Below are 18130 nucleotides of genomic sequence, written 5' to 3' on the forward strand. Positions count from 1 at the left end.
TCGCTTTTAAAACAGTCAAGCCACATACAAAGCGCGAAGTAAATTCGCACCTACGGTTTGGTGCATGTTGTAGGTGAGGTTTTACACCTCGCTTTTTAAACACCCAAGCCACGTTACAAAGCGCGAAGTAAATTCGCACCTACGGGTTGGCATATGTTGTAGGTGAGGTTTTACACCTCGCTTTTGAAAAATTTAAGTTGTATCAGTGTGAAATCAACTAATACCTACTAAAATGTTAAATTAATCAAATCGTTGTTGTTAACTCAGCAGCGATTTTTTATTATGTACGTATTACCTAGAACATAACAATAAATGGAATAAAAATGCTAAAAAAATTACCCGTATTAATAGGATTGATATTTAGTTCTCAGGTTCTAGCAAATGGTGTATCAGCTTATTTACCTTTAAAACAGAATCCTCAATTAGAGCACCTAGTTGAAAAGTTGCTAGTAGTTGGCGATAACGCCCATATGATGAGTAAACCTTATAAAACGTCTGAAGTATTAAGGGTATTAAAATCTATTGAGCATAGCTACCCAAGCTTATATCAAAAGTTATTTAATGAGTTGGCTCTTTACAAGCAATCAGATGCAGTAACTTATGCTAAAGCAACGCTTGCTTATGGTAATGAATCTAAATCAATCCCTAACCAGCGTGGCCAAAAGGTTGATACGTATTTAAAGCTAGAGGCCGGTGGCTTTGCTAATTTTGGTAATCACTTTGGTGTAAGTGTTGCTGGTATTGCTAACGAGGATAACCTACTACCTACTCAAAGTTTTGTTTATTTTGGTAACGAATACGCGCAAGTTGACATAGGTTACCGTGAGCATTGGTACTCACCGTTTAACGATAGTGCAATGATTTTAAGTACCAATGCTAAAACACTTCCTTCAATAAGTATTAGCAATGTAAAACCCATTACCGATTTTGATATACGCTACGACTTGTTTTACATGAAAATGAAAACAGATTCTGCTATTAACTCAGGTAAGGAAATTGGTAAAAAAGTACCAGGTAAACCTCATTTAGCTGGTGTGCATTTAAGCTTTGCACCTTTTGATGGATTAACATTAGGGGCAAATAGGTTATTGCAGTTTGGTGGTGGTGACCGCTCAGTAAGCTTGAAAGGTTTTGCCGAAGCCTTTTTTTTACCGGGTGGTAACGATAATGTAAATGCAGAAGAAATCCAAAAATATGGCCCTAACTATGAGGTAGGCGACCAATTAGCTTCACTAAGTTTTGATTATAAAGCGGCATGGTTTGACATGCCGTTTAGCCTTTATGGCGATATGGGGCTGGAAGACACTCTTGGTGGTACTCGTAATAACAGTTATAACTTTGGTTTATATTTACCTTATTTAAGTGAAAACCACAGCTTAAGACTTGAAAACAGCCGCTGGCAAACGGAGTGGTATTGGTCAAAGCTTTATTCTCAAGGTAATACTATTGATAAACAGGCATTAGGGCATTGGGGGGCTGAACAGCGTTATTTTCAGCATTACCCAAGCGCTGAAAGCCAATCAGTTAACTGGGTATGGCAATATAGCGCGACGCAAAACATAGATACTACATTTAGACGTATCGAAACAGAAATGGATTCTAATGGTAAGATAGGCTCTGCTGACGCGCCATATTCAATAGGCTTTGAGCTAGAAACACGTTATACCCAGCAGTTGCAAGATGGCTATTGGGGTTTAGAGTTATATACAGGTAAAACAGTGTTCGATGATAACTTTTTTAGGCTTAGTGCTTTTTATGGATGGTAAAAATAATTATGTAATTGATGATTCTATTTCGAGGCACTAGCTTTTTGCGTTAAGCTTATTGTTTAATTTTATACTAAACTCTAAAAATAATTTTGATGATTTTTAACTTGCGTTAGTTTTTTAGCGTATTTTGAAACATTCGTTTATTTATTTGCGCGAAGGGTTTATATGAAAATTACAGTAGTAGGTACGGGCTATGTTGGCCTTTCTAACGCTATGTTATTAGCGCAACATAATGAAGTGGTTGCGCTCGATATAGATGAGCAAAAAATAGCGCTTTTAAAGAAGAAGCAGTCGCCTATTGTTGATATCGAAATCAGTGATTTTTTAACACGTAGTGACTTAAACTTTACAGCAACTACTGACAAAGTAGCAGCATACAAAAACGCTGATTTTGTAATTATTGCTACACCAACCGATTACGATGTTGAAAATAACTACTTTAATACAAGCTCTGTAGAAGCTGTAATTAAAGATGCGATAGCACATAATCCAAACGCAGTTATGGTTATTAAATCGACCATACCTGTTGGTTTTACGCAAAGTATTAAAGAAAAAATTGGCATTAATAACTTAATTTTTTCACCTGAGTTTTTACGTGAAGGTAAGGCACTACACGATAATTTATATCCATCACGTATTGTAGTGGGTGAGCAAAGTGAGCGCGCAAGCGTGTTTGCTAACTTACTTAAGCAAGGCGCTATAAAAAAAGATATTGAAGTGTTGTTTACTGATTCAACTGAAGCTGAAGCTATTAAGTTATTTTCAAATACCTATTTGGCAATGCGTGTGGCTTATTTTAATGAGCTAGACAGCTACGCTGAAGCACATGGCTTAAATAGTAAGCAAATTATACAGGGTGTTAGTTTAGACCCACGTATCGGCAACCATTATAATAATCCTTCGTTTGGTTACGGTGGTTACTGCTTACCAAAAGACACCAAACAACTTAGAGCAAATTATGCAAATGTACCAAACAACATTATTGGTGCCATTGTTGATGCGAACACGACACGCAAAGACTTTATTGCCGACTCAATAATTAAACGTAACCCTAAAGTGGTTGGTGTGTATCGCTTAGTCATGAAAACAGGGTCTGATAACTTTAGAGCTTCATCGATTCAAGGCATTATGAAGCGTATTAAGGCTAAAGGTATTGAAGTTGTAGTTTACGAGCCTGTATTACAAGAAAGTGAATTTTTTAACTCTCGTGTTATTAAAGATTTAAATGAGTTTAAACAAATATCTGACGTTGTTGTATCTAACCGTATGGTTGAGGAGCTCAGTGATATTGCAGGCAAAGTTTATACACGCGATTTGTTTGGTAGTGATTAATAAACAAAGTTTAAAGGCTAAAGGCTAAAGACTAAAGGTTAAAGGCTAAAGTATAAGTCAAAAACTAAGGTAAATTTATATTAGGGGGCGTTGTGCAGTTTGAGGACTTATATGTATGGCAACGCTCTGCCGATTTAGCTTGTGAAGTTTTTATTTACTTTAAGGCAAGTAAGCAATTTGGTTTAAAAGATCAAATTACACGATCTGCATTATCAATTTCATCAAATATTGCAGAGGGTTATGAGAGAAAGACAGCTAAAGATTACTGCCGTTTTCTCTCTTACTCTAAAGGTAGCTGTGGTGAGCTTCGTTCACAAATATATATTGCCTTAAAAATTGGTGAAGTTGATACAAAAACAGCAGAAACCTGGATAGAAGAGTCTAGGCAGTTATCAAAAATGATATCTGCCTTGATGAAAACTATTGAAACGTGGGATTAGGCTTTTAGTCTTCAACTTTCAACTTTCAACTTTCAACTTTCAACTTTCAACTTTATCAGCTTAAAGATTAGGTAATTATGAAATATTTAGTAACGGGTGCTGCTGGTTTTATTGGCGCGGCAACATGCCAAAAATTATTAGCGGCGGGTCATGTAGTAGTCGGTATTGATAATCTGAACGACTATTACGATGTAAATTTAAAACTAGCTCGTTTAGCGCAGTTTGAAAGCCATGAAGCGTTTACATTTATTAAGCTTGATATAAGTGAACGCCCAGCAATGAGCGAGTTATTTAAAACACAGCAGTTTGATAAAGTAATACATTTAGCGGCGCAAGCCGGTGTTAGGTATTCAATAGAAAACCCTGATGCTTATGCAGATTCTAACTTAGTAGGGCACTTAAATGTGCTTGAAGGATGTCGTAATAATAAAGTTAAACACTTAGTTTATGCCTCTTCTAGCTCAGTTTATGGTTTAAACGAAAAAACACCGTTTGAAACAACCGATAGTGTTGATCACCCAGTGTCGTTTTATGCTGCAACTAAAAAAGCGAATGAGCTAATGGCACATAGCTATTCTCATTTATATAGCTTGCCTACAACAGGCTTACGCTTTTTTACCGTTTATGGCCCATGGGGTCGCCCAGATATGGCACCGTATATTTTTACTAAAAAAATACTTGCCGGCGACACTATTGATATAAACAACAACGGCGATATGTGGCGTGACTTTACTTACATAGATGACATTGTTGAAGGTGTTGTTCGTGCTGCCGATGTTATTCCTGTTGCAAACCCAGATTGGAGAGTTGAAAGCGGTTCGCCAGCTTCTAGCTCTGCTCCTTATGCGGTGTATAACATTGGCCACGGTAGCCCAATAAACCTAATGAAGTTTATTGAAGCTATTGAAACTGAGTTAGGTATCGAAGCTAAAAAGAACTTCCGCGAAATGCAAGCCGGCGATGTTTATAAAACTTATGCTGATACTACAGACTTATTTAATGCAACAGGCTATAAAGCACAAGTAGGTGTTAAGCAAGGTGTAAGCGAGCTTATTAAGTGGTATAAAGATTTTTATAAATAAAAGTAATTAGCCGCTTACAAAATAAACACTGTTTTAGTTTAAAACGGTGTTTTTTGTTTTTAATAGGATCGTTTTTTACTAACAACAGGTTTTTGATTACTTATTCAGCCCTCATCTACTTTTTACCTGTTAACTTAAAAATAATTAATTTATAAATAAAGGATTACCCATGAAAGCTGTTATTCCTGTTGCCGGCCTTGGCACTCGTATGTTACCAATGACCAAAGCAATTCCTAAAGAAATACTGCCAATAGTTGATAAACCTCTGATTCAATATATTGTTAGTGAATGTGTAGCCGCAGGTATTAAAGATATAGTGTTAGTTACACACAGCTCAAAAAATGCGATTGAAAACCACTTTGATACAAGCTACGAGCTAGAAGCCACCCTCGAAAAACGTGTTAAACGCGCACTGCTTGACGAAATCCGCTCAATTTGCCCAACAGACGTAACGGTTATGAGTGTACGCCAAGATGAGGCTAAAGGGCTAGGGCATGCAATTTTATGTGCAAAGCCAATTGTAGGTAATAACGATTTTGTTGTGCTACTCCCTGATGTAATACTCGATGCCTACACGGCGGATCAAAAAACTGAAAATTTAGCCGCAATGATTAAGCGCTTTAACGAAACCCAAGCAAGCCAGATTATGCTAGAACCTGTGGCACAGGAAGATATAAGCAAGTATGGGATTGCTGATATTAATGGCGTGCAACTTACCCCAGGGATGAGCGCAGCAATTAAAACCATGGTTGAAAAACCGCCGGCAGATATAGCACCTTCAAACCTTGCGGTAGTTGGGCGTTATGTATTAAGTAAAAATATTTGGCCATTACTTGCTAAAACACCTGTAGGCGCAGGCGACGAAATTCAATTAACTGACGCTATTGATGCATTAATGACACAAGAAACGGTTGAAGCATTCCATATGAGCGGGCGCTCACACGATTGTGGCGATAAGTTAGGTTATTTAAAAGCGATTGTTGAGTACAGTATGCGTGATGCAAAGCTAGGAAAAGAGTTTACTCAGCATTTAAATATACTTATGAACGGAGAAAATTAATAATCTAGTTACAAAGCGCGAAGTAAATTCGCACCTACGGTTTAGCGTATATTGTAGGTGAGGTTTACACCTCGCTTTTAAAAATTAAAGCCACGTTACAAAGCGCGAAGTAAATTCGCACCTACAAGGTGTTAAAAATTAGCAAATAAGCCTAACCTAGCAAATGTTTCTCCGTATACATCTTTCCCTTGATATAGCTCCGCGCCCCAACTTTTTGCGCCCATAATAGGTTTGCTTAATTTACGCGTGTACGCTGTTTGTAATTCGTAGCTTGTTTTATAAGCTTCATTTTTATTTTTAAGCATACGAATTGTGGTATTTAAGCTCTCTATTTTGCTTAATTGGCAATGCCAGTTTACGCTCATCGATTTAGCCGGTGTATAGTCGTTGTAATCGTGTTCATCACCTGCCCAGTGGCCAATTACATTACCTGAGTTTCGGTTGCCATCTAGGTAGAGGCTATTTCTATACCAACCGGTTTGCCAGTTACTGTGTTCAATACGTATACTGTGGGTATTAGCAATAAAAGGTAAGTAAATACCAAAGCTATATGCGTTATTACGCGAGCCACCTAGAGTATCTTCAAGTGCTACCTCACCATAAAGCTCATAAGGGAGCGCATAAATACTGTTATTATAGGCAAAGGTTATTGAGCCTAATTGATCCCCAAGTTCGAAGTTTTCTCCTAACTCATCGGCATCGTTATTACCTACGTTATCTTTAGCTCCCGGTGTAAAAAATCCTTCTGTAAAATCTTTAATTGTAACGCTTCGCGGACCGCCGCCAAACTGCATTAAACGGCTTAAACCTATTGTTAAATTATCGGTTGCTGCAAAACTAGTGTGTAAGCCAAATAAATAAGGCTTGCCTGGCTCATACACGTTTTTGACTCCTGTTTGCTTGCCTTCTTTTAAAATTCCACGTTGCTCTGTCATTTTACTAATAAACATATCGTAACGAATATTAAAGCTGGTAATTGGCTCTACATTGCTCAGCGTGATAGAAGGCGTGGTTTTAGCTTGTGTGCTTAATAGCATGGCACTGTCGTTAAATGGTGAGTACCAATGCTCGCGGTAGCCAATATCTAGCTGAGCATATTTATAACCAAGGTAAACAAAGCTTTGTGTTGGGAGCATTTCGTCTTCGTTGGCTATACCAGCAACACTTACACCAAAGTAACGGCCAAAATTAGCATACGCACCGCCTTCAACTATTAAGTTAGTTTTAGTGGTTTGGCCGCGTTGATTAGGGAGAGTTTTATCTTTTGTGCCCGCAGCGAGTGTTACTTTGGCAAAAGTGCCGGCATCGCTTTGCACGTAAGGACTAATTTGATACGACAATGTTTGGTAAAGCTCAGGGTAGGAGTGTCTTACAGTTTGCAAAACCTTATAAATATCGTGCGCTTTATAAGGCTTACTCATTATATGTGTATTTTTACTAACCGCTAAAAGACGTTGTATTTGGTGCTCAAGGTCGGGTGCTTGATTTAAAGGTAAATAAGGAGATACGCCACCTTTAGCCATCGCATTTGCACTGATTGCCAACCCGACGAGCAGCGATATTTTTTTTAGCATAATTATTCCGTTAGCAAAATTAGTTCAAGTAAAAACGTAAATGCGAGGTTAACAATAAACGCTTGAGTAAGAAAGAAGAAAAGCAAAGGCTAAACGAAAAGTTTACCGCTTTGAGCCTTCAATCATTGAGGGTATTTATGGTTATTAGGCGCAGCCTTGTCATATTGTTATAAGCAGTTCTTTTGTATTGGTTACATTAAAAATTGTTGTATAACTCGGCCTTTAAAGATGGTTTACATAAAACTGTCATAAATAGTTAATACTCTAAGCGCGCATTCACTATTGGAGCTAAGATTTATGCGCGTGTCATCTATTACCCGGTTACTGGCTATATTATTGGCTTTGGCGAGTATTTTATTAGGCTCTACCTTATTTTGGGCAAGCCAAACTTTACTTAAGCTAGAGCAGCAAAATACCGCATACAGCCAACTCAAAAATACTATTTTAGTTGATTTAGCCGGTTATTTAGGGCGTTACTTAGACCAAGGTGACAGCCAATATTTAAATCAAGCCTCTACATTAATTAACAACGTTAAAGTTAATCAATTATCTATATTGCTAAGTGAGTTAAGCGCAACGCTTGAACAGCAATTAACGACCCTCAACAATGACATAAATGGCAAATACCGTGCACTTGGTAAGCTTTCGGGTAACGAAACCGCACTACTTGATAACGCGCTTAGGCAAATGGCAGGCTCAGCATCAACATTAATTAGCTATGCTAAAAAAGCACCTGAGCAAAATAACCATGCGCTAATGTATTACTCTCTGGCGAGTGATTATTACACTGAAGTAATTAATTTATCTTTATTTACCTATCAACTTATTGTTCAGTACGATAAAAACACAGAACAAAGCTTGCAACAAAGCATCGTAAATTTAAATAAATTAGCACAAGCTATTGAGCAGCTTCCTAATTTAGGTGTAGGGCGCGAGCATACTTTGTTAAAAATGTTAACCAAAAAGAAGTTCTTCTCTAAAAGCATCATCATAACAAGCTCTTACACACTTACTTCTTATTGACCCCTTGCTTTTCGTATGCTGCTTTATCATGTTCCTAACGACGCGTCTAAATAGTGCCATATGTTGCGCACTTAATGGCTCATGTATTTGACAGGCATCTTCTTTAAATACGACATCCAGTATCCAGTGTTGCTGATTTTCTATCAGCCAATGTTGTCTTATTGCTTTATTTATCAATATATTGTCTGTCAACGATGTTAGGTAGTAATGTGTGTCAATACTCGTTCTATTACCCTTCGTTCGCTCTCGCTGCACCGCAACGATTGTCCTAACTGATGGCCAGCTCTCTTTAATTTCACTCGGTAATAAACGCGCATCAAGACAATCTATCGTGCGTACTTCTTTTCGCCCATGCCCTTCATCTTGTGTTACATGACTAAGTATCTCTGAGTTTTCAGATTCATACTGGTGTGTAAATGCATCTTGAATCGCGCTATAAAGTTTCTTTTGATTACCCTTTGCTTGCACTAGATAATCTGCATGTCTGCTAATTAGCTGTTTTAGCGTTTCTTTTTGGCAGTGCAAAGCATCAAGTGTAATGACGGTGTTATTGATATCGAGTATTTTCAATAAATCCCGAACTGCCGGTATTTCATTCGTCTTACTGCCAACTGTTTGGTGGAATAATGTGAGACCTGCTTCACAATCAAATGCTGAGACGAGATGTAATTTATCAGCAATGTGTTTACTTGCTCCGCGAATAGTTTTGCCATCGAAGGCAATGACAGGATGCGCTGACTTAACGCGGTTTTGATTGACCCAGCTATACATCGCGAGTAGTAATGAGTCAGTATCAACGGTTCTAAAAATCCGAGCAATACTATGTCGAGTGGGTATGCCATTTTTGAAAGAACGAAATCCTCTTAACCAATTAAGCTTACTTTCGCCATAGACTTCAATGTCTTGCCAGTTTTCACACCCTGATGTAACGGCAGTAATAATAAGAAAAAGCACATCAACTAAGTTATGGTGCTGATTTATATGTGAACGATTATCTTTGACGAGTTCTAAATGTGAGAAGAGTGACATAATAAGTTTAAGGTGATGAAATTTATGGTATTAGATCATAAAATTTGTTTATTTACAAAGTGTGATCCCGCCCTGAATTTAGGTGTTATGAGTGCCGTTGACGAAGATGCTCTATTTATTGATGAAGAAGCTGAGGACCTTGGCGACGAAATAAAGTCAGAGCTTGTCAGTTGGCCTAATCGTTATCCGCGTGATTTAGCAAGTACCCTTAAGCAAACTCAGTTACGAGAAAATGGCTCTAATGCGTTACGCTCACAAATTAGTGGACTTTCAAATACGGTTATTAATGCAGAGCAGGCGCTTAAGGCGGAGCAAGATAATTTAAAGCAGCAAGTACTTTGGGTATTTTGTGTTGCAATAGGTACGTTGGTTATATTGGCTGCGAGCGTTTATTTTGTACAACGTAATCAAGTATTAAACCCGCTTAGGCAATTGCGAGATGGCTTTGCTTTTTTAATTGAAAGTAATGAGCTTAAGAGTATTGAAAGTAAAAATTCAAAAACTGAGATTGGTGAGATTGCGCAGTTTTTTAATCAACTCATCGATAGGCAGCGAACTGAAGCGCAAGAGCGGGCACAAATGCTAAAGGTGGTTAACAGTTTTATGCAGCAAATGAGCGAAAATTTATACACTATTAGTCAACAAGCATCGCTTAGCCATGGGCAAGTAGAACAAAATCAAAACTTATTAAGCGACATTCAACGTATTGGCGAGCAGGTAAATGATATTAATGCACAGGTGGCCGATAACGCACAAAGTACATTTACTGCAATGGAGCAAAGTTTGGGCTTTTCAGCAAATATGTTAGATGCCAGTTCTGATACGCAAGTGCGTGTAGAGCAAGGAATGCAAAGCATACAAGAGTTACTAACAGGTGTTGATGGAGTGGGTAAAATTATTGAGGTTATTCGTAATATTGCCGATCAAACTAACCTTTTAGCCCTAAATGCAGCGATTGAATCAGCGCGTGCAGGAGAGCACGGACGTGGCTTTGCTGTGGTGGCTGATGAAGTAAGGCAGTTAGCGCGGCAAACACAAGGATCGCTTAGCGATATAAACGATCAACTAAGCTTGCTAACTGAAAACTCGCGAGTGGTGTCTACGCAAATATCAGCATTGGCCAACGGTGCACAGTCACAAACACAAAATGCTCAAGAGCTAAAACTAAACTCCGAAGGGGTAGCCAGCAATGCTCAAAGTGCAAACAGCGTTGCTTTTGAGGCAATGGAACTGGCAAAGCAACAAAGTAGCTTACTCGACAATTTTAGTAAATCAATGCAAAGCATGAAAGGGCAAGTGAGTGAATCAAGTTTACTTGTTGATGATATTCGTAATCAGCTACAGCAGCAAATGCAAACAATAAAAGGTAGCTTGGGCCTTAAAAAATAAACAAAGCTGTATGTTAGTCGCATTAAGCGATAAGCTAAAAATTCATTACGTTTCAATATTTTTTTAAGGATTTATTATGATTGAACAAGGCCAAACGTTACCGGCTTTAACACTTACGCAATTAACTAACGACGGCATGCAAACATTGACGAACGGTGAGTTATTTGAAGGTAAAAAAGTTGTGCTGTTTGCTGTGCCAGGCGCGTTTACACCAACCTGTTCAAATGCTCATTTGCCAGAATTTATTACCCTTGCTGATAAAATTAAAGCAAAAGGTATTGACGCTATTTACTGTGTGTCAGTTAACGATGCATTTGTTATGAAAGCATGGGGCGATACACAAAACGCACAAGAAATTGCCATGCTTGCCGATGGTGATGCAAGCTTTACTAAGGCATTAGGCCTTGATAAAGACACCGCTGGCTTTGGCGGTATACGTTCTTCACGTTACGCAATGATTGTTGATAACTCGGTAGTAACCGGTTTGTTTGTAGAACAAGATAAAGAATTTGCAGTAAGCCGCGCAGAATACGTTTTAGAAAAGCTTTAAGCGCGAAGTAAATTTTCACCTACGGTTTGGTGTATGTTGTAGGTGAGGTTTTACACCTCGCTTTTATACATTAGAGCTATGGTGATATGAGCGCGAAGTAAATTCGCACCTACGGTTAGGTGTATATTGTAGGTGAGGTTTCACACCTCGCTTTTTAAACATTAAAGCTACGTTACATGAGTGCGGAATAAATTCGCACCTACGGGTTGGTGTATGTTGTAGGTGAGGTTTTACACCTCGCTTTTTAAACATTAAAGCCACGTGATATGAGCGCGAAATAAATTCGCACCTCTGGGTTGGTGTATGTTGTAGGTGAGGTTTTACACCTCGCTTTTATACATTAAAGCTATGGTGTATGAGCGCGAAATAAATTCGCACCTACGGTTTGGCATATGTTGTAGGTGAGGTTTTACACCTCGCTTTTTAAACCAAAGCCACGTTACATGAGCGCGAAGTAAATTCGCACCTACGGTTTGGTGTATATTGTAGGTGAGGTTTTACACCTCGCTTTTTACTTTATGTAAATACAGTTCCAGTAGGGATACGAAGCAACTTTATCGACGATTTTAGCCCTTAAAGGGTTTGCAATTATATACCTAGCGTTATTAAGTAAATCATCCTCATTTCTAATCATATGGTCGTAGTAGTTACGTTGCCATAGTTTTTGTACCCCTAAACGATCGCGTATAGTTTTGGAGCAGCGACCTTTAAAAGATTTAATTACGTCCGATAGGGATTTTTCATTTCCCAATTGAATTAACCAATGCACATGATTTGGCATAATTACAAACGCTATTGTTTTAGCCGCTTTTTGATCTTCTATATTTTTCATTTCTTTAATAATTAAACGATTAATATCCATAGAGATAAACTTATTTTCTCTTTTATGTGCTACCAATGTAATAGAGTAGAATCGATTTATTAACGATACTCTGCCTTTTCTTAATAAATCGGAATGATGCATTTTTATTGATCCTTTTTATTTTAAAGGTAGCAGAAATATAGAAATTTTTAAGATGAGTAAGCGCGAAGTAAATTCGCACCTACGGGTTGATGTATGTTGTAGGTGAGGTTTTACACCTTGCTTTTAAAAATTAAAGCCACGTCACAAAGCGCGAAGTAAATTCGCACCTACGGTTTGGTGTATGTTGTAGGTGAGGTTTTACACCTCGCTTTTTAAACATAAAAGCTACGTTACATGAGCGCGAAGTAAATTCGCACCTACGGGTTGGTGTATGTTGTAGGTGAGGTTTTACACCTCGCTTTTTAAACACCAAAGCCACGTTACATGAGCGCGAAGTAAATTCGCACCTACGGTTTGGTGTATGTTGTAGGTGAGGTTTTACACCTCGCTTTTTAAACCAAAGCTACGTTACATGAGCGCGAAGTAAATTCGCACCTACGGGTTGGTGTATGTTGTAGGTGAGGTTTTATACCTCGCTTTTTAAACCAAAGCCACGTTATATGAGCGCGAAGTAAATTCGCACCTACGGTTTGGTGTATGTTGTAGGTGAGGTTTTACACCTCGCTTTTTAAACCAAAGCTACGTTACATGAGCGCGAAGTAAATTCGCACCTACGGGTTGGTGTATGTTGTAGGTGAGGTTTTATACCTCGCTTTTTAAACCAAAGCCACGTTATATGAGCGCGAAGTAAATTCGCACCTACGGGTTAATGTATATTGTAGGTGAGGTTTTACACCTCGCTTTTAAATGAAGCTAAATATTGTCGCAATTAATTTCCCGTTTCGAAGGTCAATTAGGTAGCATGTCAGATTTTTTAATCTGACATTCAATTATGAACATTCTTCACACATTCAAAGTGGTACTTTGAAGCCATTTTAGCAAAGGAATTTAATAATGATTTTACCTGTAATAATGGCTGGTGGATCGGGTACGCGTTTATGGCCGCTTTCTCGCGGGAATTACCCAAAACAATTTTTACCATTAAGTGGCGAACAAACTATGCTACAAAATACGATAAGTCGTTTAAATGGTTTAGTTCATAGTCCTGCAATGCTTATTTGTAATGAAGAACATCGTTTTATAGCGGCAGAACAAGTTCGACAATTAGGTGTGCAGCATAGTGGACTGTTTTTAGAGCCTGTAGGGCGTAATACGGCGCCAGCGATTGCCTTAGCTGCATTTAAAGCTGTAGAGAAAGGTGAAAACCCTTTGTTGCTTATACTTGCCGCAGATCATGTGATTGACGACACTATTGCATTACAACATAGTATTAACCAAGCTGTAGAACTGGCCAAGCAAGACAAGTTAGTTACCTTTGGTATTGTAGGAAACAAACCTGAAACAGGGTATGGCTATATAAAGCGCGGTGAGCAATTTAATAACGGTTTTGTGGTTGATAGTTTTGTAGAAAAGCCAAGCCTAGAAATGGCAAAAAAATACATAGATGGTGGCGATTATTATTGGAATAGTGGCATGTTTTTATTTAAAGCAAGTCGCTATTTAGAGGAGCTAAACACTTTTCGCCCTGATATTTATGAAGCATGCGAAAAAGCTATGCAAGTACAAAACGACGATATGGATTTTGTTCGTATAGATAAAGCAGCATTTGAAAAATGCGCGAGCGAGTCGATAGACTATGCTGTGATGGAACATACCAAAGATGCAGTGGTTGTGCCGATGGATGCTGGTTGGAGCGATGTTGGTGGTTTTTCTGCATTGTGGGACGTATCAACTAAAGATAAAAATGGCAATGTATTTAGAGGTGATGTAAAAGCGATTAACACTAAAAACACCCTGGTTTTTGGTGAAGACAAACTCGTTGCTACAATCGGTATTGAGGACCTCGTTATAATAAATACTAAAGATGCAGTGCTTGTTGCGCACAAAGATCAATCACAGCATGTAAAAGCAATCGTACAGCAATTAAAAGCTGAAAATCGTTCAGAAGCAATCACGCACCGCGAAGTTTACCGACCTTGGGGTAAATATGACTCAGTTGATAGCGGCGAACGCTTCCAAGTTAAGCGTATTACAGTAAAGCCTGGCGCAAAACTCAGCGTGCAAATGCATCATCACCGTTCAGAACATTGGATTGTTGTATCAGGCGCTGCAAAGGTGCGAATAGATGGTGCTGAGCAGCTCGTAACTGAAAATGAGTCGGTGTACATTCCCATTACTGCAGTACATGCGCTGGAAAACCCAGGTAAAGTTGATTTAGAGCTTATTGAAGTTCAGTCTGGTTCATATCTTGGTGAAGATGACATTGTCCGTTTTGAAGATTGCTACGGCCGAGTGAAGTGATTAATTACTCGGTATTAAATACTTGTAAGGGCGCTGTATTTAACCTGAATTCTGGATAATAAATCTATCTCAAGCAGCTATTTTCAGCGCTAACTGCGTTGAATTTATTTGCAATAGGCCAGCTATTGACGCGTAAATGCGCCTTGTTTTCACTGAAAATCTCTGGCTAGAGAAAATAAATTTAAATATCATCATGATTCAATACGTTAGTAAATCTATTAACCAGAGTTCAGGTTATTTAGATAAGTGATAGTTATTAGTAATTTTTCGTTTTCACTTTTCTTTGTATAAAAAGCGATAAGGTTGTATATGGATAACACATTGATTTGCTGAGAAGTGATAGCCAAAAGTGGTGTTGTTTTTGGCACCAGTGGTGCACGTGGTTTAGTTACAGATTTTACCGCATATGTATGTGCTGCTTTTTCTATCGCGTTTGTTAAGTCGATAAAAACAGAATTTAGCTTTAATACCGTAGCATTAGCTATTGATAATCGCCCCAGTAGTTATTTTATGGCGCAAGCCTGCGCGCAAAGCTTAAAGCAACTCAATATTAATGTAATTTACTATGGTGTTATACCCACTCCAGCGCTTGCTTATAAAGCGATGCAAGACTCTATCCCAAGCATAATGGTTACAGGTAGCCATATACCGTTTGACCGAAATGGCCTTAAGTTTTATCGACCAGACGGTGAAATAACTAAAGCTGATGAGCAAGCTATTTTAAATAATAAAATGTCGTTTTCAGCAGTGGGTAGCGCATGTTTGGCATTTATGGTGCGTATCGCCTATTTATGGGGAACACCACACAACGTAGGTTCTGCCTTGCCTAAAAACCAAACATACTACTGCAAATTAAACCACCAGAGAACAACACGCCCTAATAACATATTGCGCTATATCGGTATTTAATACCAACCTGCATAAATCTTTGATCAATTTAACGGATTAAATTGCACTATAACGTCGTTAAAAATTTTTTATTTAGAATAACTAGATACAAAAATTTTTGCCTAGTTCTAGCGTAATTTTCTTAACGTTAAATAGGTCCCATATATAAGCAGATTGGTATAAATTTATCAGCCGTTCAGGTTAGTTAATTAAAGCTCAAATGGCGCAACGCCAACTGCCTTTATTTTATAGCCTACTTGGGCTATTTCGCCTGACCACGTTTCTGTACTTATAATGCCAGTTACAACGATTGCGTCATACAGGCTGTCTATAGGTACGCCACCTTTAATAGTTACATGCACAATTTGATTTGGCGGCGGTGGCGGTACGTGTATACATGCACCAAAATATGGGACGAGTAAAAACTCAGTAATAATTTCACTGTCACCTTCAAGTGGTACTACAAAGCCAGGTAAGCTTACAGACTGACCGTTTAACGCTTTAACTACAGGTGCGTCTAGATCGGGTTGCACCCAATTTTGATCGCTGCCTTCGTGATTGGCTTGTGCTTGTGTGTCTATTTGCACGTGATTTTTAGGGATTAAGTCTTCCCAAAAAATCTCTTTTGGTGGATTTGCATTACTTGCAAAACTTACGAGTAGCAAATTAAGAATAGTAATATATTGAAAAGCTGTTTTAAAAAACGTCATGGGATACCTAAAAATTATGTTTTTATACTCATGCCATCGCTGAGAGAGTAAAAATAAGCGCGTGTGGCAGGCACTAAACCAATAATAAAACCAGCTACCATAATAACGCCTATTAATGTGAGTTCATAGTAAGAGAGCATCGCTATATTTACGCTAATACCTGCATGGCTTTGTAGGTAGCCAGCACCTAAATACATAACTAAATAAAATAATGCACAGCCAACTAAGCAGCCTAATAAAGTAGTTAACAGTGACTCTATACTTATAAGTGTGAATAATTGCCAAGGGCGGGCTCCTACCGAACGTAATATAGCAAGCTCACGGCGACGTTGGCTCAGGTTTGCAAGCAGTGTGGTTAGCATGCCTAGTAAGCTAACAAGTACGACGACTGCGGAGAATAGTTGCAGTGTTCTTTCTACTATGGCGAGCATTTGCCATAATTCTTTCAGTGTTACAGTGGGCATAATACCAAGCAGTGCTTCTTGCTTATGTTGGTTTATATTGCGCCTAATTTGCAATGTGTATAGCGGTGATTTAAAACCCATTAAAAATGCAGTGATTTGTTTTGGATGACCGATAAGATCGTCATGTTCGTCATGTTCGTCATGTTCGTCATGTTCGTCATGTTCGTCATGTTCGTCATGTTCGTCATGTTCGTCATGTTCGTCATGTTTGGTGCTAGCACTGGCATGTATTAAATCGATAGCGGCAAGCGGTATGTGTAACGTTTTATCAACAGGTGTGCCGGTGGGGTTTAAAATACCGACAATTTTAAATGGGTTGTCGTCATGATGATGAAAGCTAGTATTGCCCATACCGTGGGATATAACGATATGATCGCCAAGTTTATAACCTAACTTGTTGGCTACGCTGCTCCCCAGTACAACTTCGTTAATATTTAAAAACGGATGGCCTTGGTTAAAGCTTAAGTTTTGCTTTTTAGCAAAGCGGTAATGCTCAAAGTAGTCAAGAGTAGTGCCAAGTACAGCTTGGCCTTTATGGCTATCACCTAAGCTTATAGGTATGCTCCATTTTACGCCTCGCTGACTTGTTATGTATTCATAACTTTTCCAACTTACGCCGTTATTAGTATGGCCAATTCTAAATACTGACGAAAGCAGCAACTGTATGTCGCCGGTACGCGCACCAACAATTAAATCAGTACCCGAAATAGTATTACTAAAACTACTTTTAGCATCAATTCGTACACGTTCAATACTTAAAAGTAGCATTACACTAATTGCGATAGTAAATAATGTAAGCAGTACACTTGCGCGGCGATTTAATAAGCTTTTGTAAGCAAGTTTAGCGATGATCATACCTGCTCCTGCAAATTTATAAGGTCAATGGAGCGGTTAAATAAAGGCTTTAGTGTTTCATCGTGGCTCACAAATACCAGCGTGCTATTAGATAACTTTGCTTGTTCAAATAGTAACTTTATAAAACTCTCACGATTGTTAGTGTCTAGTGCTGATGTGGGCTCATCAGCAATTATTAATTCAGGGCTGCCTATAAATGCGCGAGCGGCAGCAACGCGCTGTTGCTGCCCAATACTCAGTGTCGCTACATCTTTATGGTGATACTGGGCAGTAAGGCCTAAAGCATTTAATAACCGTATCGCTTCTTTTTGTAAGGCAGAATTTTTATTTGATGATTGCTTTAATATTTTTTGTTTTCGGCTTTTTGAAAACTCACATCCAAGCGTTATATTTTCAATAGGAGTTAAATAAGGAAGCAGGTTAAAGTTTTGAAAAATGGTGCCAATGTGATCCGCTCTAAAAACATCACGGGTAGTATTGCTTAATGTAGTTAAGTTTTGGTTTAAAATTGATACCTCACCGCTGGTGGCTGTATTAATACCAGCAAGAATCGCTAACAATGTCGATTTACCTGAGCCACTAGGACCGTGTAAAAAAATATGCTCACCTTTTTCTATAACTAACTCTTTTATGTTGAGCGTGGGTGAGCTATCGCTTTTATGCCACTTAAAAGTTACGTTTTTCAGGTTTATCATTATCA

General features: G+C 38.4%; 14 protein-coding genes and 2 pseudogenes. 10 read left to right on the top strand and 6 right to left on the bottom strand.

From position 1 onward, the window contains the following. The first annotated feature begins 323 nt into the window (after window positions 1–323). From AC0VZ4_RS02775 to galU, 5 genes are all read left to right on the top strand, one after another. Window positions 324–1766 carry a capsule assembly Wzi family protein gene (locus AC0VZ4_RS02775; protein ID WP_475440845.1) on the top strand — a complete coding sequence of 481 codons (1443 nt, stop codon included), beginning with the start codon at window positions 324–326 and terminating at the stop codon, window positions 1764–1766. A 168-nt stretch (window positions 1767–1934) separates the two neighbouring features. Next, window positions 1935–3101 (top strand): nucleotide sugar dehydrogenase, encoded by a 1167-nt coding sequence (locus AC0VZ4_RS02780; protein ID WP_475440846.1) that lies wholly within the window; start codon window positions 1935–1937, stop codon window positions 3099–3101. A 92-nt stretch (window positions 3102–3193) separates the two neighbouring features. Next, the gene (locus tag AC0VZ4_RS02785; protein WP_165723996.1) at window positions 3194–3541 is read left to right on the top strand and encodes a four helix bundle protein; all 348 of its coding nucleotides are present in this window, start codon (window positions 3194–3196) and stop codon (window positions 3539–3541) included. Between the two features lie 77 nt (window positions 3542–3618). After that, window positions 3619–4623, top strand: coding sequence for an NAD-dependent epimerase (locus tag AC0VZ4_RS02790; RefSeq protein ID WP_475440847.1), 1005 nt, complete (start codon window positions 3619–3621; stop codon window positions 4621–4623). Between the two features lie 169 nt (window positions 4624–4792). Beyond that, on the top strand, window positions 4793–5683 hold the full coding sequence (galU, locus tag AC0VZ4_RS02795) for a UTP--glucose-1-phosphate uridylyltransferase GalU (RefSeq protein ID WP_475440848.1): 891 nt from the start codon (window positions 4793–4795) through the stop codon (window positions 5681–5683). Window positions 5684–5814: 131 nt separating this feature from the next. Here galU and AC0VZ4_RS02800 read toward each other — a convergent pair whose 3' ends face one another. Next, window positions 5815–7257, bottom strand: a complete 1443-nt coding sequence (locus tag AC0VZ4_RS02800; protein ID WP_475440849.1) for a capsule assembly Wzi family protein — start codon at window positions 7255–7257, stop codon at window positions 5815–5817. Window positions 7258–7554: 297 nt separating this feature from the next. Between AC0VZ4_RS02800 and AC0VZ4_RS02805 the strand changes: the two genes are divergently transcribed. Continuing rightward, complete coding sequence (locus AC0VZ4_RS02805; protein ID WP_475440850.1) at window positions 7555–8280, top strand: hypothetical protein; 726 nt, start codon at window positions 7555–7557, stop codon at window positions 8278–8280. On the opposite strand, the gene AC0VZ4_RS02810 is transcribed toward AC0VZ4_RS02805, so the two are convergent. Then, on the bottom strand, window positions 8212–9309 hold the full coding sequence (locus AC0VZ4_RS02810; protein WP_475440415.1) for an ISAs1-like element ISPsesp1 family transposase: 1098 nt from the start codon (window positions 9307–9309) through the stop codon (window positions 8212–8214). The two genes, AC0VZ4_RS02805 and AC0VZ4_RS02810, sit on opposite strands and share 69 nt — an antisense overlap. Before the next feature lie 75 nt (window positions 9310–9384). Between AC0VZ4_RS02810 and AC0VZ4_RS02815 the strand changes: the two are divergent. Next, a pseudogene (locus tag AC0VZ4_RS02815) lies at window positions 9385–10698 on the top strand (methyl-accepting chemotaxis protein); the annotation flags it as partial. A 76-nt stretch (window positions 10699–10774) separates the two neighbouring features. Next, window positions 10775–11248, top strand: a complete 474-nt coding sequence (locus AC0VZ4_RS02820) for a redoxin family protein (protein WP_475440851.1) — start codon at window positions 10775–10777, stop codon at window positions 11246–11248. Window positions 11249–11759: 511 nt separating this feature from the next. Here the strand turns inward: AC0VZ4_RS02820 and AC0VZ4_RS02825 are convergent. After that, window positions 11760–12212, bottom strand: coding sequence for an REP-associated tyrosine transposase (locus tag AC0VZ4_RS02825; protein ID WP_475440852.1), 453 nt, complete (start codon window positions 12210–12212; stop codon window positions 11760–11762). A gap of 894 nt (window positions 12213–13106) precedes the next feature. Between AC0VZ4_RS02825 and AC0VZ4_RS02830 the strand changes: the two genes are divergently transcribed. Continuing rightward, a complete protein-coding gene (locus AC0VZ4_RS02830) occupies window positions 13107–14513 on the top strand; it encodes a mannose-1-phosphate guanylyltransferase/mannose-6-phosphate isomerase (RefSeq protein WP_475440853.1) in 1407 nt (468 codons plus the stop codon). Window positions 14514–14849: 336 nt separating this feature from the next. Continuing rightward, a pseudogene (locus AC0VZ4_RS02835) lies at window positions 14850–15263 on the top strand (phosphomannomutase); the annotation flags it as partial. A gap of 347 nt (window positions 15264–15610) precedes the next feature. Here AC0VZ4_RS02835 and AC0VZ4_RS02840 read toward each other — a convergent pair. Genes AC0VZ4_RS02840 through AC0VZ4_RS02850 form a run of 3 tightly spaced genes read right to left on the bottom strand, consistent with a single transcriptional unit; the run spans window position 15611 to window position 18125 of the window. Next, complete coding sequence (locus tag AC0VZ4_RS02840; RefSeq protein WP_475440854.1) at window positions 15611–16111, bottom strand: DUF3299 domain-containing protein; 501 nt, start codon at window positions 16109–16111, stop codon at window positions 15611–15613. A 14-nt stretch (window positions 16112–16125) separates the two neighbouring features. Next, window positions 16126–17430: an ABC transporter permease gene (locus AC0VZ4_RS02845; protein WP_475440855.1), complete on the bottom strand. Its 1305-nt coding sequence runs from the start codon at window positions 17428–17430 to the stop codon at window positions 16126–16128. Next, window positions 17427–18125 (bottom strand): ABC transporter ATP-binding protein, encoded by a 699-nt coding sequence (locus tag AC0VZ4_RS02850; RefSeq protein ID WP_475440856.1) that lies wholly within the window; start codon window positions 18123–18125, stop codon window positions 17427–17429. Before AC0VZ4_RS02850 ends, AC0VZ4_RS02845 begins: the two co-directional genes overlap by 4 nt. Between the last annotated feature and the right edge of the window lie 5 nt (window positions 18126–18130).

The sequence above is a fragment of the Pseudoalteromonas sp. QJM3NY_22 genome (genome assembly GCF_056173065.1).

Excerpts from the sequence above, each read along its gene's own strand:
- AC0VZ4_RS02790 (WP_475440847.1), top strand. The coding sequence starts at position 3,619 with ATGAAATATTTAGTAACGGGTGCTGCTGGTTTTATTGGCGCGGCAACA.
- AC0VZ4_RS02820 (WP_475440851.1), top strand. The coding sequence starts at position 10,775 with ATGATTGAACAAGGCCAAACGTTACCGGCTTTAACACTTACGCAATTA.
- AC0VZ4_RS02780 (WP_475440846.1), top strand. The coding sequence starts at position 1,935 with ATGAAAATTACAGTAGTAGGTACGGGCTATGTTGGCCTTTCTAACGCT.
- AC0VZ4_RS02805 (WP_475440850.1), top strand. The coding sequence starts at position 7,555 with ATGCGCGTGTCATCTATTACCCGGTTACTGGCTATATTATTGGCTTTG.
- AC0VZ4_RS02800 (WP_475440849.1), bottom strand. The coding sequence starts at position 7,257 with ATGCTAAAAAAAATATCGCTGCTCGTCGGGTTGGCAATCAGTGCAAAT.
- AC0VZ4_RS02825 (WP_475440852.1), bottom strand. The coding sequence starts at position 12,212 with ATGCATCATTCCGATTTATTAAGAAAAGGCAGAGTATCGTTAATAAAT.
- AC0VZ4_RS02775 (WP_475440845.1), top strand. The coding sequence starts at position 324 with ATGCTAAAAAAATTACCCGTATTAATAGGATTGATATTTAGTTCTCAG.
- AC0VZ4_RS02850 (WP_475440856.1), bottom strand. The coding sequence starts at position 18,125 with ATGATAAACCTGAAAAACGTAACTTTTAAGTGGCATAAAAGCGATAGC.
- AC0VZ4_RS02830 (WP_475440853.1), top strand. The coding sequence starts at position 13,107 with ATGATTTTACCTGTAATAATGGCTGGTGGATCGGGTACGCGTTTATGG.
- AC0VZ4_RS02845 (WP_475440855.1), bottom strand. The coding sequence starts at position 17,430 with ATGATCATCGCTAAACTTGCTTACAAAAGCTTATTAAATCGCCGCGCA.
- galU (WP_475440848.1), top strand. The coding sequence starts at position 4,793 with ATGAAAGCTGTTATTCCTGTTGCCGGCCTTGGCACTCGTATGTTACCA.
- AC0VZ4_RS02810 (WP_475440415.1), bottom strand. The coding sequence starts at position 9,309 with ATGTCACTCTTCTCACATTTAGAACTCGTCAAAGATAATCGTTCACAT.
- AC0VZ4_RS02840 (WP_475440854.1), bottom strand. The coding sequence starts at position 16,111 with ATGACGTTTTTTAAAACAGCTTTTCAATATATTACTATTCTTAATTTG.